The 23,589-nt window shown below is 59.7% G+C and carries 27 protein-coding genes and 2 pseudogenes; 20 read left to right on the top strand and 9 right to left on the bottom strand.

All coding sequences use genetic code 11. From position 1 onward, the window contains the following. The 7 genes and pseudogenes from VNZ65_RS19770 to VNZ65_RS19800 form a co-directional block, all read left to right on the top strand. Positions 1-602, top strand: a pseudogene (locus VNZ65_RS19770) (phosphoketolase); the annotation flags it as partial. A 128-nt stretch (positions 603-730) separates the two neighbouring features. Beyond that, positions 731-1,429 carry a Crp/Fnr family transcriptional regulator gene (locus VNZ65_RS19775; RefSeq protein WP_325672063.1) on the top strand — a complete coding sequence of 233 codons (699 nt, stop codon included), beginning with the start codon at positions 731-733 and terminating at the stop codon, positions 1,427-1,429. Between the two features lie 92 nt (positions 1,430-1,521). Then, positions 1,522-2,172 (top strand): BON domain-containing protein, encoded by a 651-nt coding sequence (locus VNZ65_RS19780; RefSeq protein ID WP_325672064.1) that lies wholly within the window; start codon positions 1,522-1,524, stop codon positions 2,170-2,172. An 83-nt stretch (positions 2,173-2,255) separates the two neighbouring features. Further along, a complete protein-coding gene (locus VNZ65_RS19785; RefSeq protein WP_325672066.1) occupies positions 2,256-2,756 on the top strand; it encodes a DUF1269 domain-containing protein in 501 nt (166 codons plus the stop codon). 60 nt (positions 2,757-2,816) lie between these two features. Further along, complete coding sequence (locus VNZ65_RS19790; RefSeq protein ID WP_325672068.1) at positions 2,817-3,854, top strand: zinc-dependent alcohol dehydrogenase family protein; 1,038 nt, start codon at positions 2,817-2,819, stop codon at positions 3,852-3,854. A 94-nt stretch (positions 3,855-3,948) separates the two neighbouring features. Further along, a pseudogene (locus tag VNZ65_RS19795) lies at positions 3,949-4,137 on the top strand (Crp/Fnr family transcriptional regulator); the annotation flags it as partial. 186 nt (positions 4,138-4,323) lie between these two features. Further along, positions 4,324-4,818, top strand: a complete 495-nt coding sequence (locus tag VNZ65_RS19800; RefSeq protein ID WP_325672070.1) for an Imm51 family immunity protein — start codon at positions 4,324-4,326, stop codon at positions 4,816-4,818. Between the two features lie 54 nt (positions 4,819-4,872). On the opposite strand, the gene VNZ65_RS19805 is transcribed toward VNZ65_RS19800, so the two are convergent. Continuing rightward, positions 4,873-5,592, bottom strand: coding sequence for a Crp/Fnr family transcriptional regulator (locus VNZ65_RS19805; RefSeq protein ID WP_325672072.1), 720 nt, complete (start codon positions 5,590-5,592; stop codon positions 4,873-4,875). Between the two features lie 362 nt (positions 5,593-5,954). On the opposite strand from VNZ65_RS19805, the gene VNZ65_RS19810 reads away from it, so the two are divergent. Then, complete coding sequence (locus tag VNZ65_RS19810) at positions 5,955-7,121, top strand: serine hydrolase domain-containing protein (protein WP_325672074.1); 1,167 nt, start codon at positions 5,955-5,957, stop codon at positions 7,119-7,121. A 7-nt stretch (positions 7,122-7,128) separates the two neighbouring features. On the opposite strand, the gene VNZ65_RS19815 is transcribed toward VNZ65_RS19810, so the two are convergent. Then, positions 7,129-7,638 (bottom strand): DUF1697 domain-containing protein, encoded by a 510-nt coding sequence (locus VNZ65_RS19815; protein ID WP_325672076.1) that lies wholly within the window; start codon positions 7,636-7,638, stop codon positions 7,129-7,131. 400 nt (positions 7,639-8,038) lie between these two features. Between VNZ65_RS19815 and VNZ65_RS19820 the strand changes: the two genes are divergently transcribed. From VNZ65_RS19820 to VNZ65_RS19835, 4 genes are all read left to right on the top strand, one after another. After that, entirely contained in the window at positions 8,039-8,230 is a 192-nt protein-coding gene (locus tag VNZ65_RS19820) for a hypothetical protein (RefSeq protein WP_325672078.1), read from the top strand. Between the two features lie 32 nt (positions 8,231-8,262). Next, the gene (locus VNZ65_RS19825) at positions 8,263-8,742 is read left to right on the top strand and encodes a hypothetical protein (RefSeq protein WP_325672080.1); all 480 of its coding nucleotides are present in this window, start codon (positions 8,263-8,265) and stop codon (positions 8,740-8,742) included. Between the two features lie 181 nt (positions 8,743-8,923). Further along, a complete protein-coding gene (locus tag VNZ65_RS19830; protein ID WP_325672082.1) occupies positions 8,924-9,643 on the top strand; it encodes an MIP/aquaporin family protein in 720 nt (239 codons plus the stop codon). Between the two features lie 227 nt (positions 9,644-9,870). Continuing rightward, a complete protein-coding gene (locus VNZ65_RS19835) occupies positions 9,871-10,380 on the top strand; it encodes a hypothetical protein (RefSeq protein ID WP_325672083.1) in 510 nt (169 codons plus the stop codon). A 14-nt stretch (positions 10,381-10,394) separates the two neighbouring features. Here VNZ65_RS19835 and VNZ65_RS19840 read toward each other — a convergent pair whose 3' ends face one another. After that, complete coding sequence (locus tag VNZ65_RS19840; protein WP_325672085.1) at positions 10,395-11,519, bottom strand: alpha/beta hydrolase family protein; 1,125 nt, start codon at positions 11,517-11,519, stop codon at positions 10,395-10,397. A 107-nt stretch (positions 11,520-11,626) separates the two neighbouring features. After that, positions 11,627-11,797 (bottom strand): hypothetical protein, encoded by a 171-nt coding sequence (locus VNZ65_RS19845; RefSeq protein ID WP_325672087.1) that lies wholly within the window; start codon positions 11,795-11,797, stop codon positions 11,627-11,629. Between the two features lie 328 nt (positions 11,798-12,125). On the opposite strand from VNZ65_RS19845, the gene queE reads away from it, so the two are divergent. The 4 genes from queE to ldcA are packed head-to-tail and all read left to right on the top strand — an operon-like array spanning position 12,126 to position 14,641. Continuing rightward, the gene (gene queE, locus VNZ65_RS19850; RefSeq protein WP_325672090.1) at positions 12,126-12,761 is read left to right on the top strand and encodes a 7-carboxy-7-deazaguanine synthase; all 636 of its coding nucleotides are present in this window, start codon (positions 12,126-12,128) and stop codon (positions 12,759-12,761) included. 26 nt (positions 12,762-12,787) lie between these two features. Then, positions 12,788-13,237 (top strand): 6-carboxytetrahydropterin synthase QueD, encoded by a 450-nt coding sequence (queD, locus tag VNZ65_RS19855; protein ID WP_061942139.1) that lies wholly within the window; start codon positions 12,788-12,790, stop codon positions 13,235-13,237. Between the two features lie 7 nt (positions 13,238-13,244). After that, positions 13,245-13,709: a tRNA adenosine(34) deaminase TadA gene (gene tadA, locus VNZ65_RS19860; RefSeq protein WP_061942138.1), complete on the top strand. Its 465-nt coding sequence runs from the start codon at positions 13,245-13,247 to the stop codon at positions 13,707-13,709. Then, complete coding sequence (gene ldcA, locus VNZ65_RS19865; RefSeq protein ID WP_325672092.1) at positions 13,706-14,641, top strand: muramoyltetrapeptide carboxypeptidase; 936 nt, start codon at positions 13,706-13,708, stop codon at positions 14,639-14,641. The genes tadA and ldcA overlap by 4 nt, the downstream gene beginning before the upstream one ends. Positions 14,642-14,680: 39 nt before the next feature. Here the strand turns inward: ldcA and VNZ65_RS19870 are convergent, their stop codons facing one another. Continuing rightward, entirely contained in the window at positions 14,681-15,547 is an 867-nt protein-coding gene (locus tag VNZ65_RS19870; protein ID WP_325672094.1) for a LysR family transcriptional regulator, read from the bottom strand. Positions 15,548-15,677: 130 nt separating this feature from the next. Here VNZ65_RS19870 and bla point away from each other — a divergent pair, with 130 nt between their 5' ends. Then, positions 15,678-16,583 carry a class A beta-lactamase gene (bla, locus tag VNZ65_RS19875; protein WP_325672096.1) on the top strand — a complete coding sequence of 302 codons (906 nt, stop codon included), beginning with the start codon at positions 15,678-15,680 and terminating at the stop codon, positions 16,581-16,583. A 145-nt stretch (positions 16,584-16,728) separates the two neighbouring features. Further along, positions 16,729-18,330 carry an ABC-F family ATPase gene (locus VNZ65_RS19880; RefSeq protein WP_325672098.1) on the top strand — a complete coding sequence of 534 codons (1,602 nt, stop codon included), beginning with the start codon at positions 16,729-16,731 and terminating at the stop codon, positions 18,328-18,330. A gap of 82 nt (positions 18,331-18,412) precedes the next feature. On the opposite strand, the gene VNZ65_RS19885 is transcribed toward VNZ65_RS19880, so the two are convergent. Further along, a complete protein-coding gene (locus tag VNZ65_RS19885) occupies positions 18,413-19,003 on the bottom strand; it encodes a hypothetical protein (RefSeq protein WP_325672100.1) in 591 nt (196 codons plus the stop codon). A 285-nt stretch (positions 19,004-19,288) separates the two neighbouring features. Here VNZ65_RS19885 and nadA point away from each other — a divergent pair, with 285 nt between their 5' ends. Continuing rightward, positions 19,289-20,428: a quinolinate synthase NadA gene (gene nadA, locus VNZ65_RS19890; RefSeq protein ID WP_325672102.1), complete on the top strand. Its 1,140-nt coding sequence runs from the start codon at positions 19,289-19,291 to the stop codon at positions 20,426-20,428. Further along, positions 20,425-21,315 (top strand): carboxylating nicotinate-nucleotide diphosphorylase, encoded by an 891-nt coding sequence (gene nadC / locus VNZ65_RS19895; protein WP_325672104.1) that lies wholly within the window; start codon positions 20,425-20,427, stop codon positions 21,313-21,315. The genes nadA and nadC overlap by 4 nt, the downstream gene beginning before the upstream one ends. A gap of 62 nt (positions 21,316-21,377) precedes the next feature. Here nadC and VNZ65_RS19900 read toward each other — a convergent pair whose 3' ends face one another. The 3 genes from VNZ65_RS19900 to VNZ65_RS19910 form a co-directional block, all read right to left on the bottom strand. Beyond that, entirely contained in the window at positions 21,378-21,635 is a 258-nt protein-coding gene (locus VNZ65_RS19900; RefSeq protein ID WP_325672106.1) for a hypothetical protein, read from the bottom strand. A gap of 64 nt (positions 21,636-21,699) precedes the next feature. Next, positions 21,700-22,992, bottom strand: a complete 1,293-nt coding sequence (locus tag VNZ65_RS19905; RefSeq protein WP_414649184.1) for a M20/M25/M40 family metallo-hydrolase — start codon at positions 22,990-22,992, stop codon at positions 21,700-21,702. 86 nt (positions 22,993-23,078) lie between these two features. Further along, positions 23,079-23,589: MFS transporter (locus tag VNZ65_RS19910; protein ID WP_325672108.1), on the bottom strand; the 511-nt coding region annotated here is incomplete at its 5' end.

Genomic DNA, 23,589 nt, shown 5'->3' on the forward strand with positions numbered 1-23,589 from the left:
GGGAGTGGGCCAGCAACGACCAGGGCGGCGAACCGGACGTGGTCATGGCCTGCAGCGGCGACGTGCCGACCCTCGAAACCCTGGCCGCGGTGGCCTTGCTGCGCAAGCATTTCCCGGAACTGAAAGTGCGCCTGATCAATGTTGTCGACCTGATGAGGTTGCAGCCGCAGAGCGAGCATCCGCACGGTCTGAGCGACCACGATTTTGATGAGCTGTTCACTGTCGACAAGCCGGTCATCTTTGCCTATCACGGTTATCCGGCCTTGATTCACCGTCTCACATACCGGCGTACCAATCACGGCAATCTGCATGTGCATGGCTACAAGGAGGAGGGCACGACCACCACGCCGTTCGACATGGTGGTGCTCAACCAACTGGATCGCTTCCATCTGTTTGGCGACGTCGTTGACCGCTTGCCGCAACTGGCGGCGCGGGCCACTTATGCCAAACAGTTCGTCCGCGACAGGCTGTTCGCCCACAGGCAGTACATTGAACAGCACGGTGAAGACATGCCTGAAATCCGCAACTGGAAATGGGCGCATGACGCAGGCTTGGCGGAACTGCCTGTCATCCGAAGCGGCAAGCTGCCGCGGGCGGAATGAACATGGATGCCAGAACTGCGGGTGTAAGTCATGACATCGACGCTGCCTTTCATGGCGGCTTGGTTAAGCGATGCCTCAATGTGCATTATCCAGTCCCGGCCAAGCAACAGCTTGCGCAGCCGGATCCCATGAAAAATCATTTGCTGGCGGCTTTGCCGGATGCCGTCTGGCGGCGCTGGCTACCGTATCTGGAAGCCATAGAGATGCCCTTGGGCCAGGTGCTGTACGAATCGGGAAGTGTACAGAATTACGTCTATTTCCCCACCAGCGCTATCGTCTCGCTGCTGTATCTGTTGGAAAGCGGCGGTTCTGCCGAAATCGCCGGTGTCGGCAACGAAGGCATTGTCGGCATCTCCCTGTTCATGGGCGGTGAATCCACGCCAAGCCGGGCCGTGGTATTGAGCGCCGGACAGGGTTATCGCCTGCGGGCCAGCATCATGAAAGAAGAATTCAACCGTGGCGGCCCGGTGCTGCATTTGCTGCTGCGTTATACCCAGGCGCTGCTTACGCAGATGGCGCAAACCTCGGTCTGCAACCGCCATCACGCTGTCGATCAGCAGCTATGCCGCTGGTTGTTGCTCAGCATAGACCGTCTGCAGCACAATCATCTTGTGATAACGCAAGAACTGATTGCCAACACGCTCGGCGTGCGGCGCGAGGGGATTACCGAGGCCGCGCGCAGTTTACGGCAGGCAGGCTTGATCAGTTATGCCCGCGGCCATATCTCCGTGATTGACCGCCGTGGCCTGGAACAACGCAGCTGCGAATGCTATGCGGTGGTCAAACGCGAATGCGAGAGATTGCTTCCCGCCAGGATGGCGACCTGAGCTTCCGATTTTCTATTAAGTGTCGTACCGAACTGACGGCTGCACAGGCGACGAGCATGCTCGATTTTCGTTAACCCGATTGAAAGAATCACATGAAAACCGATATGCAGATGCAGCAGGATGTTCTGGCAGAGCTGAAATGGGAGCCTGCGGTCAACGCTGCACAGATTGGCGTTGAAGTGAAAGATGGTGTCGTGACCTTGGCCGGGCACGTCGGCAGCTACGCGGAGAAATGGCATGCCGAGCAGGCCGTCCAACGCGTGGCGGGACTGAAGGCGCTGGCAATCGAAATCGACGTCACGCTGCCAGGGTCAAGCAAACGCAACGATTCCGATATTGCGCATTCGGCAGAAAACGTATTGCAATGGATGACTTACTTGCCGGAAGACGCGGTCAAGGTGGTGGTCGAAGCTGGCTGGATCACGCTCTCCGGCGAGGTCGACTGGGAGTATCAGAAGCTGGCGGCTACCGGTGCGGTGCGCCACCTGATGGGAGTGGCGGGCGTCAGCAATCAGATCATGATCAAGCCCAAGATATCGCTGAGCGCAGTCGAATCGGAAATCGAGGCAGCCTTGAAACGGCGCGCCCACATCGATGCACAAAATATATCTGTCGAAATCCAGGGCACGAACGTGACCTTGGCCGGCACTGTCCACAGTCTGGCGGAACGCAATCTGGCTTGCCATTCTGCCTGGGCGACGCCGGGGGTGCGTAACGTGGTGGACCATCTCGTGATCGTCTGAGCGAGGCGTCGCGCCGCGCAAGCCGCATTTTTATCATGACAGCGCGCCTGAGTCATTCATCCAGCATTTATCAAGGAAACATCGTGGAAATAGAAAATTCGCCGTTTTACGTCTTCGCCACTCACGCCGAAGCGGAGCAGGCAATCCAGTGGCTGCGCCGGGCCGATTTCGATGTCAAGAAATTGTCCCTGATCGGCAAGGGCTATCACACAGAAGAGCATCCGATAGGATTCTATACGGCTGCCGACCGCATCAAAACCTGGGGCGGCGCCGGTGCATTCTGGGGCGGCATCTGGGGTTTATTGCTGGCTCCGGCAGTATTTTTCTTGCCGGGAGTCGGATTGATGGCAATGGCCGGTCCTATCGTCGCCGAGCTGATTGCTGCCCTGGAAGGGGCGGTGGTGGTGGGCGGCGTTTCGGCCTTGGGAGCTGCATTGAGCCAGATCGGCGCCGACCGGGAGCAGGTCATCAAGTACGAGACTGCCTTGAAGGCGGACAAATACATTCTCATGGTGCATGGCAATGCCGAGGAGCTGGCGCAAGCACGCGCCGTCATGGCCACCCGCACCTTGTGGGCAGCATAACCGGGACTTCAAGCCGGGCCGGATCGGCGCGGCTGCAAGTCCTTTTGATTGGGAGTAACGATGAAAGCATTTGTTTATGGCGGACCGGGCCTGAAGTCGCTCGAAGACCGTCCGAAACCAGAGATCCAGGCAGCTGGCGACGCTATTGTGAAGATGGTCAAGACCACCATCTGCGGCACCGATCTGCATATCCTCAAAGGAGATGTCGCCACTTGCGTTCCCGGCCGCATTCTTGGCCACGAGGGTGTCGGCATCATCGATTCGGTAGGCGCCGGCGTGACGGCCTTCAAGCCGGGCGACCGCGTGCTCATTTCTTGCATTTCTTCCTGCGGCAAATGCGAGTATTGCCGGCGCGGCATGTTTTCGCATTGCACCAGCGGCGGCTGGATCCTCGGCAATGAGATCGACGGCACGCAAGCCGAGTATGTCCGCACGCCGCACGCCGACACCAGCCTTTATCCGATTCCAGCCGGCGCCGACGAGGAAGCGCTGGTCATGCTGAGCGACATTCTGCCGACCGGTTTCGAATGCGGCGTCCTCAACGGCAAGGTGGAACCGGGCTCGACGGTCGCAATTGTCGGCGCCGGACCGATAGGGCTGGCGGTTCTGCTGACCGCCCAGCTGTATTCGCCGGCGCAGATCATCATGATCGACCTTGACGACAATCGCCTGCAGGTGGCGCGTCAGTTTGGCGCTACGCAGGTGATCAACAGCGTTGACGGCAAGGCCGCAGAAACCGTCAAGCAGCTGACTGGCGGCCGTGGCGTCGATGCGGCGATTGAGGCAGTCGGCGTACCGGCGACCTTTCTGCTGTGCCAGGAACTGGTTGCCGCTGGCGGCATCATCGCCAATATCGGCGTGCATGGACAGAAAGTCGATTTGCACCTTGAGCGGCTGTGGTCACAAAACATCGCCATCACAACCCGACTGGTGGATACCGTGACGACACCGATGCTGTTGAAGACGGTCCAGTCGCAGAAGATCGATCCTACCCGCCTTATCACCCATCGTTTCAAGCTGGATCAGATTCTGGATGCCTACGACACTTTTTCCCATGCTGCCGAAACCAAGGCATTAAAGGTGGTCATCGAAGTTTGACGGCCGGGGATCGTCATTTGGATTGATGAACCGCCGCCAGGGAAGGATTTTGAATATGCTGTCATGACAGCAGTTGCGTAACCTGTGCTGGCACATGCTCTGCGCGCGCCGCGAGGGAGTTACCGAGGCTGCGGGGTATCTACAGGATGCCGGGCTGATCCACTATGCGCGAGAACGCATCACGGTAGTGGAGCGTCCCGGCCTGGAGAAGCGGACCTGCGAATGCTATGCGGTGGTCAAGAAGGAATGTGACAGACTGCTGCCCGATACGCTTGCTACGTAGGTTGCCGGGAAAGTAACGATTCCACTGCAATTGTTATTTTTCCATATGTGCGGAAACGAACCGACCAGGCTGCCAGTCGAATAGATACTTGCCAGGTCCGATATCAGAAATCGGGCATCTGCGGCAGACCCGAAGATATGGCACGACACGAACTTTGTCGCCCTCCTTTCTGACAGAAAGAGGATCATGGAAAACAGCTTGGAAACACTCGGAAGCCAGAACCGCGGAATGCCGGCCAGGATAGGCGAGCAGGAAGCAGGTTTGACAACTGACAACGCGACATTTATACCGTTCATCCTGATTGATGGCCATTGCAGGGCACTGGTCATGTTCGATCATTCTATGGCGTTCAAGTACCATGTATTTTTGGAGCGCTCGGCGGAGGGATGGTCCGGCAACGGTGTTGACTGGACGGCCCTGGCGGAAGTGGTTGCCGCCGAATGCCTTTGCGCATTGACGGAAGCTGTTGCCTATGATTCTGACGCCGACCTGTTTTCAGCCCGAGGGTGTCGTTCCACTTTGGAAAAACTCGCCTTTCAGTTGCAGGCAATCTATCGGAACGATGACGCAATCCGGGACTTGATGTCGCGCGTCGTTGCCATACGTGCGGTGGCGCCTGTCAAGTTCGATCCCCAGCAATCTACGCGTGCGCCGTCCTATCAATCGCGGAGAACTTCGTGATGCTGTTGCCTGGCAGATAGCGGCGGCACAGGATTTCGTAGAATCCGGTGCGGCCTATTTGGCCAATATGGGCGGCAGCAGGCGATCGCACTCGTTCTTGACCACTGCATAGCATTCGCAAGTTCGCTTTTCCAGGGCGGGACGATCCAGAACCGTGATGCGGCCGCGCGAATAGCGAATCAGGCCTGCAGCCTGCAGGCGCGTAGCGGCTTCCGTGACACCTTCGCGCCGGACGCCGAGCATATTCGCAATGAGTTCCTGCGTCATCACCAACTCGTTACCCTCTAGGCGGTCCATGCTCAGCAGCAGCCATCGGCATAGCTGCTTATCCAGCGAATGGTGACGATTGCATACGGCCGTCTGGGCCATCTGCGTGAGCAGCGCCTGGGTATAGCGCAACAACAAGTGCAGCACGGGACCGGCTCGGTCAAACTCGTCCTTCATTGCCGCCGCGCTGAGACGAAAGCCATGGCCAGCGCTCTGCACCACGGCACGGCTGGGAGTGGAACCGCCGCCCATGAAGAGGGAGACGCCGACCAGGCCTTCATTGCCGACAACGGCAATTTCTGCCGACGCGCCATTTTCCATTTCGTATAGCAATGAGACGATTGCCGTAATGGGGAAGTAGACGTAGTTGAGCGTAACGCCTGGCTCGTACAGCACTTTTCCCAATGATAATTCGAACAATTCCAGCTTCGGCAGCCAGCGCTGAAATTCTGCGTCCGGCAGCGAGGCCAGCAAGTGGTTTTTCTTGGGATTGAAGGGTTTTGTCATGATGAGAATCGCGTTATCTCAAGATGAGAAAAATAATCAGGACGATCACAACTGTTCCGAGGCCGATATACATTTTTGATTCCTCTTGGAATTGGCTAAGAGTACCTATCTAAACTCAAAAACGCGCTCGGGTCAGTACGCTAGGATACATACGAAGGAAGTCGCCGCCGCATGTGATTCGTTGACAACAAATATCGGCACATCAGGCAGGACGCCGTTGATCTGGATCTCGAGGAGGAAAATGCTGACAATGCTATTTCCTATGGCATTTGACGAAGGAGTGATCTATAACGTCAATTTGATGTATCAGTCGAGGCACATACTCTGGCGCCCAACTGACGAAAACCGGGAGGAGTGCAAACATGCAGCAAACCAGGATAGACGGATTCGCCCATGATCGCTTCAGTGCCGCGAGAGAGGCGTTCGAGGCCAACTTCGCGAACGGCGAGGAACTGGGCGCCTCGTTCTGCGCCACGGTAGAGGGCGAGACGGTAGTCGACCTGTGGGGCGGCTATGCCGACGAGGAGAAGGTCCGGCCTTGGACGCGCGACACGATCGTCAACGTCTACTCCGTCACCAAGACCATGACGGCGCTGACGGCGCTGCTGCTGGCCGACCGCGGCGAGCTCGATTTGTCTGCGCCGGTCGCCGGCTACTGGCCTGAATTTGCCGCCAACGGCAAGGATCGCATCACCGTCGCCCAGCTGATGAGCCACACCTCTGGCCTGTCGGGCTGGCGGCCTGCGGTCAGCGGCGCGGATTTTTACGATTGGGATAAGGTGACGTCGATGCTGGCCGCCCAGGCGCCGCTATGGGAACCGGGGACGGCCTCCGGCTATCATGTCTATACCTTCGGTTTCCTGATCGGCGAGGTAGTGCGCCGGATCACAGGCAAGAGCCTCGGCACAGTGTTCCGCGAAGAGATCGCCGAGCCGCTGGGCGCCGATTTCTGGATCGGCTTGCCGGACTCGGAAGACCATCGCGTGGCCAATCTTGTAGGGGGAGAGTCGCCGCCCAGCACGGTGAATTTGCAGCTCACCGACATTCAGAGAATCACCTTTATCGACACTCAGACCGATGTGCCGTCGACCCGCACCCGCGCCTGGCGCGGCGCCGAAATTCCTGCCGCCAACGGCCACGGCAACGCCCGTTCCATCGCCGAGATCCACGCTCTGCTCGCCAATGGCGGCGTCGCCAAGGGCAAGCGGATCATGTCCGAGGCCGGCTGCCGCAAGGCGCTCGAGCAGCAGATAGACGGCCCCGACCTGGCCATGGGCGGCAGGCAAGTCCGTTTTGGCCTGGGTTTCGGCCTGCCGAGCGCGATCCTGGCGCTCGCGCCGTTGCATCCCAACTCTCTTTTCTGGGCCGGCGGCGGCGGTTCTTTTGTCCTCGTCGACATGGATGCACGCACCACCTACGCCTACGCCATGAACAAGATGCAGCGCAGCCTGATGGGCGACGAACGTTCTTTCCGCATCATCCGCGCCATGTGGCAGGCGTTGGGAGCCGAACCAGGAAAGGCGGCCTGAGAATATCCTAGGAATTCGCCCATTCCGCAAGCTTTGCTACGGTGTTCATGTTGCGGGCAGTGCCATTTTTTGCGGCGGCAATCTTCAGTTTCGAATCGGCCATGCCATTCCCGTAGTGCACGTAGATCTCGCGCACTCCCAGCGCGATCTCTTCGTCTTGCCGGCCGCGCGCATCGTTCACAGAATCCTGCGGCGGCGGGTGGTCAAGGAAGATCGCCACAGTCCGGTTCGGCGCTGCAGACTGGAAGGGATTCGCGGCGAGAACCGCAGCCATTTCCTTGGCGCTGCGCACCAGTACGCCGACCGGTTTGCCGGCATACGCATCGAGGCATTTTTCCAGTTTCTCTTTCACCGATGCTTCTGAAAGCTTGCTTTCAAAAACCACATTGCCGCTGGCAATATAGGTGCGCACCTTGAGAAAACCCAATGACTCGCACATGGCCTTCAGTTCCGGCATCGGCAACTTGCCGGTGCCGCCCACGTTAACGGCCCGCAACAGGGCGACATAGCTATGCATGAAAACTTCCCTTCCGGTTCAAGTTATCCATTTGTACGAATGCATCCAGCATGTTTGAATTGTCTTGTGTCAATAAGACGATGCATATGATTCCTTCCTGCATCAGGATAGCGGATGCGAGGCGCGCATGTAAGCGGAGTCCAGCTTGAATATGGCGCAAACATATCCTATTGTGGCTTGGCGATACAACGATAAAACATCGCAAATCTGCGAGAAAAACCGAGCAAGATAGTGACCGGCGTCAACCAACCCGTTGACGGTCCAGCACTCCGCTCTTTACCCCGGTACCCGAATGGCTCGCATTCGAAGATCACCGGTGCGTATGTCGACCAGATCAGCAGTTCCGTACATCCACAAAGAAGAAATAGTTAACCGTGATGCCCGCGGCCGGGAAGCCGACATGAACTGGCTTCAGGTTATCGCTTCCATGCCTCTTGCGTTGCCGATTATTTTGTCCGCAACAGAATATATCAAATTCCTTTTGATGCCAGGCAAGTTTGTTCTGGATCATGTTTCAGAACGGCGCTGGCCGATGCATGTGGAGATGGCGCCATTATTTTCGAGAATGCTTTTTGACAGAACAGTTATCTGACTTTCGCACGGCGCCACAGCAGGAGAACCCGTATGACGCTGCGCCTGAGAGTATCCCATTTAAAAGAAAGGATGTTCATCATGAAAAACCTTGTCCTGATGTCGATCATGGGCGGTCTTGCGCTGGCGGCTGTGGCGCAAACGGCGCCCGATAACCAGACCGTGCAGATCACCGGCCCAACGCTGCGCATTGAAGCCCCCAGCCACTATCACCGCATGCGGGCGGATGAAGCTTATGACTATTTACGTTCATACAGTCTTTCAAACGGCATGACGCTGGACCTGTTCTACCGCGGGCAGCAGCTTTATGCGCAAGTGCAGGGGCAGGGGCGGCATGCGATTGTCGCAACCGCGGCGCATGATTTCGTCGCCCTGGACCGCCAATTGAAAATGACGATCAATCTCCATGGCAGCGATGATGCGACCGGTGAGCTGATCATGGTCGTTCCTCAGCATCAGCTGGCAAACGGCGATGTTGCCGGCGAGCGGCTATTGATGTTTGCGTTCCGCTAGGCAGGCCGGCTTGCCATTCAGGGGCGGGTGGATAATGCAAATCCGGACATAGCAAGTATAGGCCTGCGCTGCTATCGGAAGCCTGGCTGGAATCTACAATGGCGCGCGTTGCTCCTTTCCCGATTGCGGGAGAGGAGATCCAGCCACGATTCATCAGCATCGCACAATCTCTATATCTACTATGACACTGTCGCGCCGTCTGGCAGCCGAAGCGCTCGGCACCGCTTTCCTGCTTGCCGCCATCGTTGGCTCGGGCATCATGGCTACACGCCTGTCCGAAGCGAACGAAGGCCTCGCCCTGCTGGCCAATACCCTGGTCACCGGCCTCGCGCTGATGACCTTGATCCTCACTTTCGCTCCGGTGTCGGGCGCGCATTTCAATCCTGTCGTGACCTTGCTGGAAGTATGGCAGGGAAAAATGGCATGGCACGATGTGCCGCCCTATATCGTTGCGCAGTTGATTGGCGCTTGCGCCGGCGTGGCTGCGGTTGATGTGATGTTTGGATTGCCGGTTTTCTCCGCGGCGACACAGGTCAAATCCGACCGGCCGCTATTGTGGAGCGAGTTTATCGCCACCTTTGGCTTGATCGGCGTGATAACCGGCTGTTCGCGCCGGCGTCCGGCGGCAACGCCTTTTGCCGTTGCCGCCTACATCGTGGCGGCATGCTGGTTCACTTCTTCATCCTCTTTCGCCAATCCGGCGGCGACCCTGGCGCGGGCGATGAGCGCTACGTTTACCGGCATCCGGCCGGCCGATGTGCTCGGCTTCGTGGTGGCCCAGATCATGGGTGCGAGCTGTGCTGCGGTAGCGTTTGACTGGATGTTCCCGCTGACCGGCGCGCTCGATCGCAGCACAAAGCGCGCGGCTGCCGCAGATGGCGGCAGCGAGCTGGCTTCTTAAACGAGACCCATGCGCGGCAGGGCATCCGCAAATTCCTCCCGGATCCTGCGCTATCGATTTATCCGCACTGACATCGGATCTTGCTACTGCCGACTCCATAGTTGCTTTAAAATGCTCCGCGTGAGCATGCCGGAGCGTATCGCTGCGACGACCCGCCGGAGCAAGCATATGCCGTCTTGACACTGATATCCCTGACACGCTGCGCAAACTTTATGGATAGGAAGCTGATGATGACTTTAACGCAGCGCTACCGGGCGGTTCTCTTTTTGATGCTGTCAGCGTCAGCTGCCGCCGACGCACAGGCCGAACAAGGCGATCTGTTTGGCTGGGTGGAGAACCAGCCCATCAGCGAAGTGTGGCTGAACGGCGGTTTCTATTCCGAGCACTTCGATCGCGACAAGGGCCTGAACAACAGCAATTACGGCCTCGGCGCCGAGTACCGGTTTTCCACCGTGGCGTCGGCCACTGCCGGCAGGTTCTATAACAGCGACAGGGAATATTCAAACTACGTCGGCGTCTACTACCAGCCGGTATATATCGGACCGGTACGCCTAGGTGTGGTAGCCGGCGGCTTCAACGGCTACCCGAAAATGCGCCATGGCGACTGGTTCCTGGCGGCGATTCCGGTCGCCAGCATCGAATACAAGCGTATCGGCTTGAACCTGGCAGTCATTCCCAGCTATAAGGACAGGCTGTACGGCGCGCTGTCCTTCCAGTTGAAAATCAAGGTTTTCTGATTGCACGGAGATAATCAATGGAGGTGCGCAAATCCTTTCGCGGTAAACCACGCCGCCATCAGGCTGAAATATTCCGGCGCATCAGGCGCCTGAGCGCTGAATGCCTTGGGATCGATCTGGAATTCGAGCGGCGCGGACAGCATCATGTCGTGGTCGGCGCCGGCGATCACCGCGGTATCGATGTTGGGATACTGCGCCGCGTTCTTGCGCAGGATATCGGCCGACAGCTTTGCCGGCACCCAGGGGTCTTGCGCGCCGTAGATGACCAGGGCGGGCGCATGCACGGAGTCGAGCGTCTTTAAGGGATCGTGCCTGATTTCTTTCGCCCAGTGCGATTTGCCGGGATCTGCAAATGTCTTGTCCAGATAGGTGAGTGCAAACCACGGCTTGTCGATGACGGCATCGAGCCGGGTCTGTGCGGCTGCGCGATCGAGTTGGCCACGCTCGAACTCGTCGACCGCCGTCCGGGCCGCAACGGCCATTTCTACGTCGGCTTCCGGATAGCCTTTGATCCGCAATATGTTCGCTACCGCGAAATTCATCTGCACGTCCGGCGTGGTCATCGGCGCCGAGATGGCGATGGCGAAGGCGGCTTCCGGGCAGCGCGCCGCCGCCAGCAAGGATAGCCATCCGCCCTGGCTAAGACCCCAAAAGCCAATCCTCCTGGGGTCGATCCGCGCATCCCGGCCGAGCATCCGCTGCGCTGCAATGGCATCATCCGCCAGGGCCTCGTAATCGCTGTCGGCGAGCGTGCCGCCCGATTTCCCGCTGCCGCGCCGGTCATAGACAAAAACGGCGATGCCGAGCGGCGGCAGGGCTTGTATCAGATGACGATAGAGCGCCTGATCCCGGGTGGGGACCGAGGCCGCATGCAGCACGATCACCGCCGGCGCCTTGCCTGGCAGCTGAGGGGCGTATAGGGTTCCACTGAGCGCGGTCCGGCCGTTATTGAATTGCAGTTCCGATGCGCTGGCCGAGGTTGTGACGGGCGCGCTCCACAAGGCCGCCGGACTGGGCAGCTTTTCCTGCGCCTGTGCTTCGATGGCTGATGTGAACGCCGCAGCCAGGACCAGTGCTATTCCGGACAGGATCACGGTGCGGGCACGGGTTTTTGCCGTGGAAATGTCTGCTTGGGTCACGCGGTTCGCTCCTTTGCTTGAGATCGCAATGAAATTCAGCGCAGTCTGGTTTTCCGGCTACCGCCAACGCGATGAAGCGGCGACGCTGCCGGGAAACAAGTCTTCGTTCAATAAATAGTTTCATTATGGCAAATGTCGATCGCCCTTGGCCGCCAGCCCGGGAAATTGCCGGTATTTTGTTGGTTTTGCTGGAATTTTCCGCCATCCCGATGCGGGCTGCGGTAGCTGTCTGTATAATCCTGCACTTCGTTTTGCGCAGCAACGGCGCTGGCATCCACGCTCCGGGTTTGCACTTATACTGGATCGGCGTGAAAGACCTGCCTAGTCATGTCCGGCTGGCGCTATCTATCCTGCTTACCTACCTATCTCTTGCATTGGCGTCTGTGGCGTGGGTTTGCAGGCGGCAAGCGGAATGCCGGCGTGGCGCCGCCAAATGGCTTAGCTGCGAAACGTCTTGCTTTTCCGATAACTGTGCTGGATATACTCCCGTTTTCCCTGCCAGGCAACTGAATCCCGGGTGCGGCGCCGCAGGTAGCTTATGATGAATCAAGTATTGCAAGTCCGAGGGCGGCCGTCCCCGGCAAACAGAAAGTACGGGTTGACACAGTGACTTACAGCATCAAGGAAATCTTCTACACACTGCAAGGCGAAGGCACACATGCCGGCCGCCCTGCGGTGTTTTGCCGTTTCAGCGGCTGCAACCTGTGGAGCGGGCGGGAAGAAGATCGCAGCACGGCGGTCTGCCAGTTCTGCGATACCGATTTTGTCGGCACCGACGGCGAGGGTGGCGGCAAGTTCAAGACCAGCGCGGCGCTGGCCGACACCATCAATGCGCTTTGGCCGACGACCTACACAGGTAGCAAGTTCGTGGTGTTTACCGGCGGCGAGCCCTTGCTGCAGCTGGACGCGGCGCTGGTCGACAGCATGCATGCGGCCGGCTTTGAAATCGCCATCGAAACCAACGGCACGCTGGAACCGCCGGCCGGCATCGACTGGATTTGCGTCAGTCCGAAGATGGGCTCCGTACTCAAGCTGCGCAAGGGTAATGAGCTGAAGGTCGTGATTCCGCAGCTCGGCCAGTCGCTGGCGACATATGAATCGCTTGATTTCGATCATTTCTATGTACAGGCCATGGATGGCCCGCAACAGGCGCAAAATATCCAGTTGGCCATCGAGACCTGCAAGCGCAACCCGAAATGGAAACTGAGTCTGCAGACGCACAAGCTGTTGCAGATTCCCTGAACCGATTTTATAAAGAACCGATTACCATGCTGACCATCACCCGCAAACTCGAATTCGACGCCGGCCACCGGATTCCCGACCACAAGAGCCAGTGCCGCAACCTGCACGGCCACCGCTATACCCTGGAAATCACCCTGGTCGGCGCCGTCATCGAAGTCGAAGGCAGCTCCGACAATGGGATGATCATGGACTTCTCCGACATCAAGACCCTGGCCAAGCAGCATCTGGTGGATGTCTGGGACCACGCTTTCCTGGTCTACGAAAAAGATGCAGCGGTACGCGATTTCCTGGCCACGCTGCCGAATCACAAGACGGTCGTGATCGACCGCATCCCGACGGTGGAAAACCTGGCGCGTACCGCCTTCGATATCCTGAAAGCCGCCTACAAGGATCATTTCGGCACCGGCCTGCACTTGCAAAAACTGGTGCTGCACGAAACCCCGAATTGCTGGGCCGAGATTTCCGAAGATCGCTGACCTGCCTATGCGTGACGCTATCTACATGCAGCAAGCGATTTCCCAGGCGCGCAATGCCTGGGCCCTGGGCGAAGTGCCGGTCGGCGCACTGATAGTGAAAGATGGCCAGATCATCGCCACCGGCTTCAACCAGCCGATCGGCAATCACGATCCGACTGCGCACGCCGAAATCATGGCGCTGCGCGCCGCCGCCACCATCCTCGGCAACTATCGCTTGCCCGGTTGTGAAATGTACGTGACGCTGGAGCCCTGCGCAATGTGCGCCGGCGCCATGCTGCACGCACGGCTGGCACGCGTGGTGTACGGCGCCAGCGATCCCAAGACCGGCGCCTGCGGCTCGGTGCTGAACCTGTTCGAGCAGGAAAAGCTGAATCACCACACCGAGCTGACGGCTGGCGTGATGGCTGAGGAATGTGGCACACTACTCAAGGAATTTTTCGCCGAACGGCGCCTTGCTCAACAAAAAACATGACCGAGAATACTCAAGTGCAGCCGTCAGCGGCAATTGGCGTGGCAGTGATCGCTCCCGGCGGCTACGCCAACGACGAAGCGGCGTTGGCGCGCGGCATCCAGGCCTTGCAGCAGCAAGGCTGCGTGGTCTACGACTATTACGATCCGGCGGCAAAATTCCAGCGCTTCGGCGGTACCGATGCCGCCCGGGTGGAGCAGATTTACCAGGCCATCGATAATCCGCACGTGCAGATCGTGCTGGTATTGCGCGGCAGCTACGGCATGTCGCGCCTGTTGCCGCTGCTGGATTTCCGCCGCCTGGCGGCGAGCAAGAAAATCTTTGTCGGCCACAGCGATGTCACCGCCTTGCACCTGGCCTTGTTTGCGCAGACCGGCGCCGTCAGCCTGGCGGGGCCGATGCTGTGCGCGGATTTCGGCGCCGCCGAGCTGAGCGAATTTACGATGTCGCACTTCTGGCAAGCGTTGCGCCAGCCGGAGCAGGCGATACAGGTCGCCGCCGCCGGCAATCCGACGCTGCATGTCAGCGGCACGCTATGGGGCGGCAACCTGGCGATGCTGACGCACCTGGTCGGCACTCCCTATCTGCCGCAGATCGAAGACGGCATCCTGTTCCTGGAAGACATCGGCGAGCATCCTTACCGTATCGAGCGCATGATGCTACAGCTGCAATACGCCGGCATCCTGGGGCGGCAGCAGGCGATTGTGCTGGGGGCTTTTTCAGACTACCGGCTGGCCGAACACGACAACGGCTACGACTTCGACGCCATGCTGGCCTATCTGCGCGCCAACGTTTCGGTGCCTATCCTGAGCGGCCTGCCGTTTGGCCATATCCGTGACAAGCTGACCTTGCCGGTAGGCGCGCAGGCCAAGCTGGATGCGGATGCCGACGGCTTCCGGCTGGCTTTCCAGAACCCGCTCACGCTGCCTTCCTGAAGCGCGGCACGGCGCTGCCGGCGGCTATCCGCGGTGGCGTCACTGGGCGGCCGCATGGTGCAGCCACTCCTGAAATGCCTGCATGGCCGGCGTCGCCTGCTTCGACTTGAGGCGCGTCAGCCAATAGCTGCCGCTGCTTATCTCCACATCAAACGGCCGTATCAGCCGCCCCTGCTGCAGCTCTCGCGCGAACATGCGGGCCGGCAGCAGCGCCACGCCGGCGCCCTGTGCCGCGGCTTCCGCCATCGTCAGCGAAGAATCGAATACCGTGCCGCGCAGTACCGGGCAGGCGTGGCCGGCGGCGGCGAACCAGATCGCCCATTCGTCGCTGCGGTAAGAGCGCAGCAGCATCTGGCTGCCGAGGTCGGCCGGATCGCGCAGGTAGGGCGCCAGGGCGGGGGAGCACATCGGCGACAGCGGCGCTGCCAGCAAGGCTTCGGCATCGGTGCCGTGCCAGGCGCCGTCACCGAAGCGGATGGCATAGTCGAGGCCTTCGCCGGCGATATCGACCCGGTTGTTGTTGGTGAACAGCCGAAAATCGACAAAAGGATGGGCTTGCTGGAAATCGCGCAGGCGCGGAATCAGCCAGCCCACCGCGAAGGTGCCCACCGCGCCAACCGTCAGTACTTCGCGCAAGCGGCCGCGGCTATCCTGGAACTGCTCCAGCACCGAGCCGATGCGGCCAAAGGATTCCGCCAGCACCGGCAGCAATGCAATGCCCTCGGCGGTCAGCGCCAGGCCGCGCGGCAGCCGCCGGAACAGCTGGACTCCCATGCGTTCTTCCAGGTTTTTCACCTGCTGGCTGATGGCGGCCTGGGTGACGTTCAGCTCCGAGGCGGCGCGGGTAAAGCTGAGAAAGCGCGCCGAAACTTCAAAAGCGCGCAGCGCGTTCAATGGCAGGTGCATGATTCTTCCTTTAAAGCTTAAGCCAGTCAGGCCTAGTATTTCTTATGACTTCATTAGGATATTGTAGCTTGAGAGATCGCCGGCGAGTGGTTATCGTGAACGCCTTGCTTATCGACCTGAGAGGAAAAACATGAATCGACGTCAATTCGCCGGCAATCTCGGCATGGCATTCGGGGCACTGGCCATCGGCGCCTGGACACAGAAATCCTGGGGCATGACTAATGCGCCGGCGGTGCACGCAATAGTCGGGCAGCTGCGCCAGATCGAAGCCAAAAGCGGTGGCCGGCTAGGCGTTGCCATCTTCGACAGCCATTCAGGACAGACCTACGCCTATCGCGGCGGCGAGCGTTTTCCGATGTGCAGCACCTTCAAACTGCTGGCGTCCGCCTTCGTGCTGAAACGCGTCGACCAGGGCAAGGAACAGCTGACACGGCGCATCCGCTACCAGAAGGCTGACCTGGTGTCCTATTCGCCGGTGACAGAGCATCACACCGGCGCTGGCGGCATGACGGTGGCGGAACTGTGCGAAGCCGCCGTCACGCAAAGCGACAATACCGCCGCCAACCTGCTGCTGCGCAGTTTCGGCGGCCCGGCTCAACTGACAGCCTATATGCGCGCGTCGGGAGACAAGATGACCCGCCTGGACCGCATTGAACCGCAGTTGAACGAGGCCGCTCCCGGCGACCCGCGCGATACCACGACGCCCAGCGCCATGCTGTCCAGCTTGCGCGAGATATTGTTGGGTGGAAATCTGTCGGGAAGCTCGCGTCAACAGCTCACCGACTGGCTGCTGGCTAACAAGACGGGTGACAAGCGCTTGCGCGCCTTGCTGCCGTCCGGCTGGCGCGTTGCCGACAAGACCGGCACCGGCGACCAGGGCACCGCCAACGATATCGGCATGCTGCTGTCGCCGGACGGCGCGCCGCTGCTGGTCGCCAGCTACCTGACCGGGGCGCCGGGGCCGGCCGCTGCACGCGATGCGGTGCACGCGCAGGTCGGGCGGCTGGCGGCGTCTTTGGTGACGCAGCTGTCCTAATCCTTGCCGCCGGGCAGCGGCGAATTTTGGGAAATGTGGCGGTAAGTCGTTGTTTTATATGGACTCATGCAGTGCACAAATGCGGATACTGTATAATGCCGCCACCTAACCCCATGATTCAATTAAGAAAAGAACCAAAGCCAAGATGCTGTCCACCGCAAATATCACGATGCAGTTCGGCCCCAAGCCGCTGTTTGAAAACATTTCCGTCAAATTCGGCGACGGCAACCGCTACGGCCTGATCGGCGCCAACGGTTGCGGCAAGTCCACCTTCATGAAGATCCTGGGCGGCGACCTGGAGTCCTCGGCCGGCAACGTGATGCTGGACCAGAACGAGCGCCTGGGTAAATTGCGCCAGGATCAGTTCGCGTTTGAAGACATGCGCGTGCTGGACGTGGTGATGATGGGCCACACCGAAATGTGGGCGGCGATGGCGGAGCGCGATGCGATCTACGCCAATCCGGAAGCCACCGACGACGACTACATGAAGGCGGCCGACCTGGAAGCCAAGTTCGCCGAGTATGACGGCTACACCGCGGAAGCGCGCGCCGGCGAACTGCTGCTGGGCGTGGGCGTGGCGATCGAACAGCACCAGGGCCTGATGAGCAGCGTCGCTCCCGGCTGGAAGCTGCGCGTGCTGCTGGCGCAGGCGCTGTTTTCCAATCCGGACATCCTGCTGCTGGACGAGCCGACCAACAACCTCGACATCAACACCATCCGCTGGCTGGAAGATGTGCTGAACCAGCGCAACTCCACCATGATCATCATTTCCCATGACCGCCACTTCCTGAACCAGGTGTGCACCCACATGGCCGACATGGATTACGGTACCTTGAAGGTCTATCCGGGCAACTACGACGACTACATGCTGGCTTCGTCGCAAGCCCGCGCGCAGCAGCTGTCGGTGAACGCCAAGGCCAAGGACAAGGTCGCGGAACTGCAGGATTTCGTGCGCCGCTTCTCGGCCAACAAATCGAAGGCACGCCAGGCTACCTCGCGCGCCAAGCAGATCGAAAAAATCAAGGTCGAGGATGTCAAGCCATCCAGCCGCGCCAATCCGTTCGTGAGTTTCGACGGCGAGAAGAAGCTGCACCGCCTGGCGGTGGAAGTGCAAGGCATCAGCAAGGCCTATGACCGTCCGCTGTTCAAGCATTTCAGCATCATGGTGGAAGCTGGCGAGAAAATCGCCATCATCGGCGCCAACGGCGCTGGTAAAACCACGCTGTTGCGCTGCATCGGCGGCCACGATATCGCTGGCCTGGACGCTGACAGCGGCCTGGTCAAGTGGGCGGAAAACGCTAACGTCGGCTACATGCCGCAAGATCCGACCGAAGACTTCGCCACCGACAAGACGTTGACCGACTGGATGGGGCAATGGACGCAGGAAGGCGACGACGACCAGGCCGTGCGTTCCAGCCTCGGCCGCCTGCTGTTCAGCGGCGACGATGTCAAGAAATCGGTCAAGGTGCTGTCGGGCGGCGAAAAGGGCCGCATGATGTACGGCAAGCTGATGCTGGGCCGTCACAATGTGCTGCTGCTGGATGAGCCGACCAACCACATGGACATGGAATCGATCGAATCCCTGAACATCGCGCTGGAAAAATATGCCGGCACGCTGATCTTCGTTTCGCATGACCGCGAGTTCGTTTCTTCGCTGGCGACACGGGTATTGGAAGTCAAGGAAAACGAAGTGGTCGATTTCCAGGGTTCTTACGAGGATTACCTGAGCAGCCAGGGCATCGAATAACTCTCGACCGTATCAATCGCGTCCTGACGCAAAAAAAGCGTGGCAGATTTTTTCTGCCACGCTTTTTTTATGCTCGCCAGGTTCAGGTCTGCGGCCGTTCGCCCAGGTACAGCAACTGATCCAGCCGGCCGCGCAGGCTGCGCGCGATTTCCTCGCCCTTGGCCTTGAGCACCGCTTCCAGGTAGGCCTGGCGCAGCTCGCGGAAGTCTTGCACGCTGCTGGCGCGCTCGACCCGCAGTTGCAGGCCGTAGCCGCGCAGACCGATCATGCTCTTGATCGTGTCGTTATAGAAATGGTAGATCGCTTCGAACTGGGTTTGGCCGGGAGGAAGTATTTGCTCCGGAGAGGCTGGAGCAGCGGATGCGACGCTCTTGGCTGCCGTCGGCGCGGCTGCAGGAGAGCCGGCGACCGGTGCTGCGGCAGCCGGCGCCGCGGCAGGGGCTGCTATCGGGACATTAGCGCCGGCATCGCCGCTGGCCTGGATCAGGCCGGCCTGCAGCAGCTCGTCCAGATGTTCCTGGCCCAGTCCGAGACCGGCCACTTTTCTCAACAGCTCATCGCTGCCGGTCTTGCCGTCGACCAGCAACAGCAGCGTGCGCAAGCGCGGCGCCACAGCCTGGCCGCGGGTGGTTATCTCGCTACGGCCACGCTCAGTCTTGTCGAAAATAGTCATGATGTCCCTGTATTCTTTTAGTGCGTCCGAAAAATGCGCGAAGCTTCACAAGCATTTTTCTGTGACAATCTTTTATGGCAATTGTGAAATAATAGTACGGCAGTTCCCGCAAAGTTGCAATAAGGTAATGTTGAGGCAGTCTTCCAGAGATCACGGTAGAATTCCGCTCTCGCTTTCCATGCTAATAAATTGCCGCGGAATATCTTGCCGCGCCTTCTGTCGTATCATGGCGTTTTACTGCAGTTCATGTCGATTTCCTCAATCTCATCCGCAGCCATCATCATTATGCAACCCCAAGCCATCAAAACCGTTGAATTCGAGCGGCCGCAAATGGAGCTAGGCAGCAGCTGTACTGCACATGCCTGGGCCCGCGTCCCCGAAACCCCTACGCCAGAACAGAAAACCGCCCTCAAGGAGCGCATCAAGCGCTTGCTGAAAGAACAGCAGGCGGTGCTGGTCGCCCATTATTACGTCGACGCCGATTTGCAGGACCTGGCAGAAGAAACAGGTGGCTGCGTTTCGGACTCGCTGGAAATGGCCCGCTTCGGCCGCGATCACCCGGCCAAGACGCTGGTGGTGGCGGGCGTCAAGTTCATGGGCGAAACCTCGAAAATCCTGAGCCCGCACAAACGCGTGCTGATGCCGGACCTGGACGCCACCTGTTCGCTCGACCTCGGTTGCCCGGTAGACGAGTTTGCCGCATTCTGCGACGAGCATCCGGACCGCACCGTGGTGGTGTACGCCAACACCAGCGCTGCCGTCAAGGCGCGCGCCGACTGGATGGTGACGTCGTCCATCGGGCTCGACATCGTCGCCCACCTGCATGCGCAAGGCAAAAAGATCCTGTGGGCGCCGGACAAGCATCTGGGCGGCTACATCCAGAAACAGACCGGCGCCGACATGCTGCTGTGGCAGGGCTCCTGCCTGGTGCACGACGAATTCAAGAGCGTCGAGCTGGAACTGCTGCGCCAGCAGCATCCGCGCGCCAAGATCCTGGTGCATCCGGAATCGCCGGCAGCAGTGGTGGCGCAAGCCGATGTGGTCGGCTCCACCACCCAACTGATCGCCGCTGCCCAGACGCTGGATGCCGATGAATTCATCGTCGCCACCGACAACGGCATCCTGCACAAGATGAAAATGGCGGCGCCGGGCAAACGCTTCATCGACGCCCCGACCGCCGGCAACAGCGCCACCTGCAAGAGCTGCGCGCACTGTCCGTGGATGGCGATGAACGGCTTGCAGAACCTGGCCGATGTGCTGGAATCCGGCAGCAATGAAATCCACGTCGATGCCGAGATCGGCCGCAAGGCGGTGATCTGCATCGACCGCATGCTGGATTTCGCTGCGCAACGCAAAGCCAACGTGCGCCCGTCCAGCGATCTGGCGCAAGAACAAAAACTGTTTTCAGGAATCGGACCCGCATGAGCACTTCTTCCCATAAATCGGCCAGCAATCTGGTGAATCGTTTCGCGCCGTTCGACGCGGCCCTGCAAGCTGCTTTTGAGAGCAATATCAGCATCGCGCTGGCGGAAGACGTCGGCAGCGGCGACCTCACCGGCAAGCTGGTGCCCGAACAGCAGATGGTGCGCGCGCGCGTGATCGTGCGCGAAGCAGCGGTGCTGTGCGGCGCGCCGTGGTTCGAAGCGGTGATGCAGCGGCTCGATGCGCGCATCCGCATCGACTGGCGTTATGCCGAGGGCGACCTGATGAGCGCCGACAGCGAAGTCTGCCTGATCGATGCGCCGGCCCGGGCCTTGCTGACGGCCGAGCGCGGCGCCTTGAATTTCCTGCAGCTGTTGTCCGGCGTGGCCAGCGCCACCCGGGTTTACGTCAACGCCGTAGCCGACACCCGCGCGCACATCCTGGATACGCGCAAGACCATGCCCGGCCTGCGGCTGGCGCAGAAATATGCGGTGCGCGTCGGCGGCGGCCACAACCAGCGGCTGGCGCTGTACGACGGCATCCTGATCAAGGAAAACCATATCGCCGCGGCCGGCGGCATTCCTGCCGCGATGAAGGCGGCGCTGAGCCTGGATGCGGACGTCACGATCCAGGTCGAAGTGGAGAATCTTGTGCAGCTGGATGAGGCCTTGAACTCCGGCGCCACCTCGGTCCTGCTCGACAATTTCAGCCTGGACGCCATGCGCGATGCGGTCAGGCTGACCGATGGCAGGGCGTTGCTGGAAGCGTCCGGCGGCATCAATATGGATAGCGTCAGGGCGATTGCGGAAACCGGCGTCGACCGGATTTCGATAGGCAGCCTGACCAAGGATATCCGGGCGACCGATTATTCGCTGCGTATCATCGAGTAGCGGGTTTGCAGGGCCATGCAGGCGCATGGCCCATCCATCCTGATTCTGGCGAGTTTGGTCGCTTAGTGGATGAGCTTGGCGGCGGTGAAGGCGAGGGCGGTGAGAGAGATAGCCGTTCCGATAAACCATCTGAGAAGCGTGGCTTCAAGTCTGGATACATCTTCCTTGGTAGCCATATGGTCCAGGCGCGTTTCTATCCGCGCCATGCGGTCGCGCGCTTCTTCAGCAAATTCTTCAAGCTTGATGATTCTGGTTTCCATATAAGGATGGTAGCGCCGGTTTGTCGTGTCATCAAGCGTCTGAGCAGAAAGCGTGGCCAAGTTAAGTCTTTGGCTTATATTGAGCGGGCGGACAGTTTCCTGTTCGCCCGCTAGCGCGCCTGACCTATTCGACTTTACCTTGTGCAAAATCCATGATCAGCCGCGTTGATAAATACAAGCGCGGAACAATACTGTTCAACAAGACATATTCGGCGTCATTCGAGTGGGCGCCGTAGCCGGTCAATCCCATCCCTTCGATCACCGCCGCTTTCGATTTCAAGCCGGCGAAGGCAGCATCGGTGCCGCCGCCGCTGGCGACATCCACAATGGTCATCGGCAGATCGAGTTCTCCGTATATCTTCTTGCCATAAGCAGAGACGGTGCGCGAGGCGGCGTTGGTTTCCAGCGGCGGCCGCCGCATTTCAAATGTCAGATGGACCTTGGCATCCGGGATCAGCTGCTTCTTGACGCCTTCCTGCAACTGCGCCTGCAACTGTTCGAAATCGCTCATTTTCAAGGCGCGGGCGTCGGCTTGCGCGCTGGCGCTGGCCGGGATCACGTTGCGGTTGGTGCCGGCCTGGGCTACCGTCCAGTTCAGTTTCAAGCCGCGTTCCGGTTGCGATAGCGAACGCAGCTGCAGCAGCTGGTGCGACAGTTCGTACAAGGCGTTGATGCCCTTTTCCGGTGCAGCGCCGGCGTGCGAGGATTTGCCTTCGACTGTCAGGTAGGCTGCTGCAATGCCGCTGGTGGCCAGCCGCAGCTGGCCCTGGGGGCCGCCGCCTTCATACGAAAACACCGCATCCTGTTCGGCGCCCAGTTTGGTATGCAGGCTGCGGCCGCCGGGCGAGCTGATTTCTTCGTCGCCGTTGATCAGCACGGTCAGAGTGTCGTAATCCTTGAAGCCGATTTTCTGCAGGATCGCAATGGTATGCAGGATGGTGGCGACGCCTTGCTTGTCGTCGGCGATGCCAAGGCCGTAGGCTTTGTCGCCGTCGACGCGGTACTGCTGGTCTTTCAGCATGCCGCGCAGGTAGACCGTATCCATGTGCGCGATCAGCATGATCTTGCGTTTACCGGTGCCCTTGAATTCGGCGTGGACGATCTGTCCGATTTTTGCCGGGGTGTCGCCCATGCGATAGATTTCAGGCGCGTCCAGCAGCTCCGCCTTGCCGCCCAGCTGCGTCAGGCGATCGCGGATCAGGCCGGCGATCCTGGCCAGGCCTTCGAGGTCGCCGCTGCCCGATTCGATGTTCACCAGGTCGCGCATGGTGTCCATCATTGCCGGCTTTTCTTTTTGCGCCAGCTCGTACACCGGTGCAACCGGAGCCGCCTGCGCCAGGCTGGCGCTCAATGCCAGCGCCGACAAGACCAGCGCGCCCAGCAGATTTTTTTTCAGGGATGAGGGTGTTCGTTTCACTTTTTGTCTCCGGCTTGTTATTTGTTGTTTAAATAATATCTCTCCGGCCGCAAAAAAACAGCCGGCGATTTCAGTCTCAAGTGTGATCAGACATTCTGCAGATTGTCATGGCGCGTCTCGCGCATGCACAGCACCGCAGCCAGGCTGAGCGCGGCCGCTACCGACACGTAGGCGCCGACGTAGGCGAGGCCGCCGCGCTGCGCCAGCAGCTGCGCGATATAGGGCGCCACCGATGCGCCGAGGATGCCGCCGATGTTGTACGACACGCCAGCGCCGGTATAACGCACGCTGGTGGGGAACAGCTCCGGCAGCAAGGCGCCCATGGGGGCAAAGGTAACGCCCATCAGGAACAGGAAGATGATCAGGAACAAGGCAATCGCCGCCGTGTTGCCGCTGCCGAACAGCGGTTGCATGGTAAAGCCAGCTGCAATCGCCGCCACGGTGCCGGCGATCAGCACAGGGCGCCGGCCGAAGCGGTCGCTGGCCAATGCCGACAAAGGCGTCGCCAGGGCCATGAACACCACCGCCAGGCACAGCAGCGCGAGGAATTCCTGGCGCGGAATATGCAGAGTGCTGACGCCATAAGACAGCGAAAAC

Origin of the sequence: Collimonas sp. (genome assembly GCF_035566555.1) — a bacterium.
Lineage (GTDB): Bacteria > Pseudomonadota > Gammaproteobacteria > Burkholderiales > Burkholderiaceae_D > Collimonas.

Excerpts from the sequence above, each read along its gene's own strand:
- VNZ65_RS19775 (WP_325672063.1), top strand. The coding sequence starts at position 731 with ATGAAAAATCATTTGCTGGCGGCTTTGCCGGATGCCGTCTGGCGGCGC.
- VNZ65_RS19780 (WP_325672064.1), top strand. The coding sequence starts at position 1,522 with ATGAAAACCGATATGCAGATGCAGCAGGATGTTCTGGCAGAGCTGAAA.
- VNZ65_RS19790 (WP_325672068.1), top strand. The coding sequence starts at position 2,817 with ATGAAAGCATTTGTTTATGGCGGACCGGGCCTGAAGTCGCTCGAAGAC.
- VNZ65_RS19800 (WP_325672070.1), top strand. The coding sequence starts at position 4,324 with ATGGAAAACAGCTTGGAAACACTCGGAAGCCAGAACCGCGGAATGCCG.
- VNZ65_RS19805 (WP_325672072.1), bottom strand. The coding sequence starts at position 5,592 with ATGACAAAACCCTTCAATCCCAAGAAAAACCACTTGCTGGCCTCGCTG.
- VNZ65_RS19810 (WP_325672074.1), top strand. The coding sequence starts at position 5,955 with ATGCAGCAAACCAGGATAGACGGATTCGCCCATGATCGCTTCAGTGCC.
- VNZ65_RS19815 (WP_325672076.1), bottom strand. The coding sequence starts at position 7,638 with ATGCATAGCTATGTCGCCCTGTTGCGGGCCGTTAACGTGGGCGGCACC.
- VNZ65_RS19820 (WP_325672078.1), top strand. The coding sequence starts at position 8,039 with ATGAACTGGCTTCAGGTTATCGCTTCCATGCCTCTTGCGTTGCCGATT.
- VNZ65_RS19825 (WP_325672080.1), top strand. The coding sequence starts at position 8,263 with ATGACGCTGCGCCTGAGAGTATCCCATTTAAAAGAAAGGATGTTCATC.
- VNZ65_RS19830 (WP_325672082.1), top strand. The coding sequence starts at position 8,924 with ATGACACTGTCGCGCCGTCTGGCAGCCGAAGCGCTCGGCACCGCTTTC.
- VNZ65_RS19835 (WP_325672083.1), top strand. The coding sequence starts at position 9,871 with ATGATGACTTTAACGCAGCGCTACCGGGCGGTTCTCTTTTTGATGCTG.
- queD (WP_061942139.1), top strand. The coding sequence starts at position 12,788 with ATGCTGACCATCACCCGCAAACTCGAATTCGACGCCGGCCACCGGATT.
- tadA (WP_061942138.1), top strand. The coding sequence starts at position 13,245 with ATGCGTGACGCTATCTACATGCAGCAAGCGATTTCCCAGGCGCGCAAT.
- ldcA (WP_325672092.1), top strand. The coding sequence starts at position 13,706 with ATGACCGAGAATACTCAAGTGCAGCCGTCAGCGGCAATTGGCGTGGCA.
- VNZ65_RS19870 (WP_325672094.1), bottom strand. The coding sequence starts at position 15,547 with ATGCACCTGCCATTGAACGCGCTGCGCGCTTTTGAAGTTTCGGCGCGC.
- bla (WP_325672096.1), top strand. The coding sequence starts at position 15,678 with ATGAATCGACGTCAATTCGCCGGCAATCTCGGCATGGCATTCGGGGCA.
- VNZ65_RS19880 (WP_325672098.1), top strand. The coding sequence starts at position 16,729 with ATGCTGTCCACCGCAAATATCACGATGCAGTTCGGCCCCAAGCCGCTG.
- VNZ65_RS19885 (WP_325672100.1), bottom strand. The coding sequence starts at position 19,003 with ATGACTATTTTCGACAAGACTGAGCGTGGCCGTAGCGAGATAACCACC.
- nadA (WP_325672102.1), top strand. The coding sequence starts at position 19,289 with ATGCAACCCCAAGCCATCAAAACCGTTGAATTCGAGCGGCCGCAAATG.
- nadC (WP_325672104.1), top strand. The coding sequence starts at position 20,425 with ATGAGCACTTCTTCCCATAAATCGGCCAGCAATCTGGTGAATCGTTTC.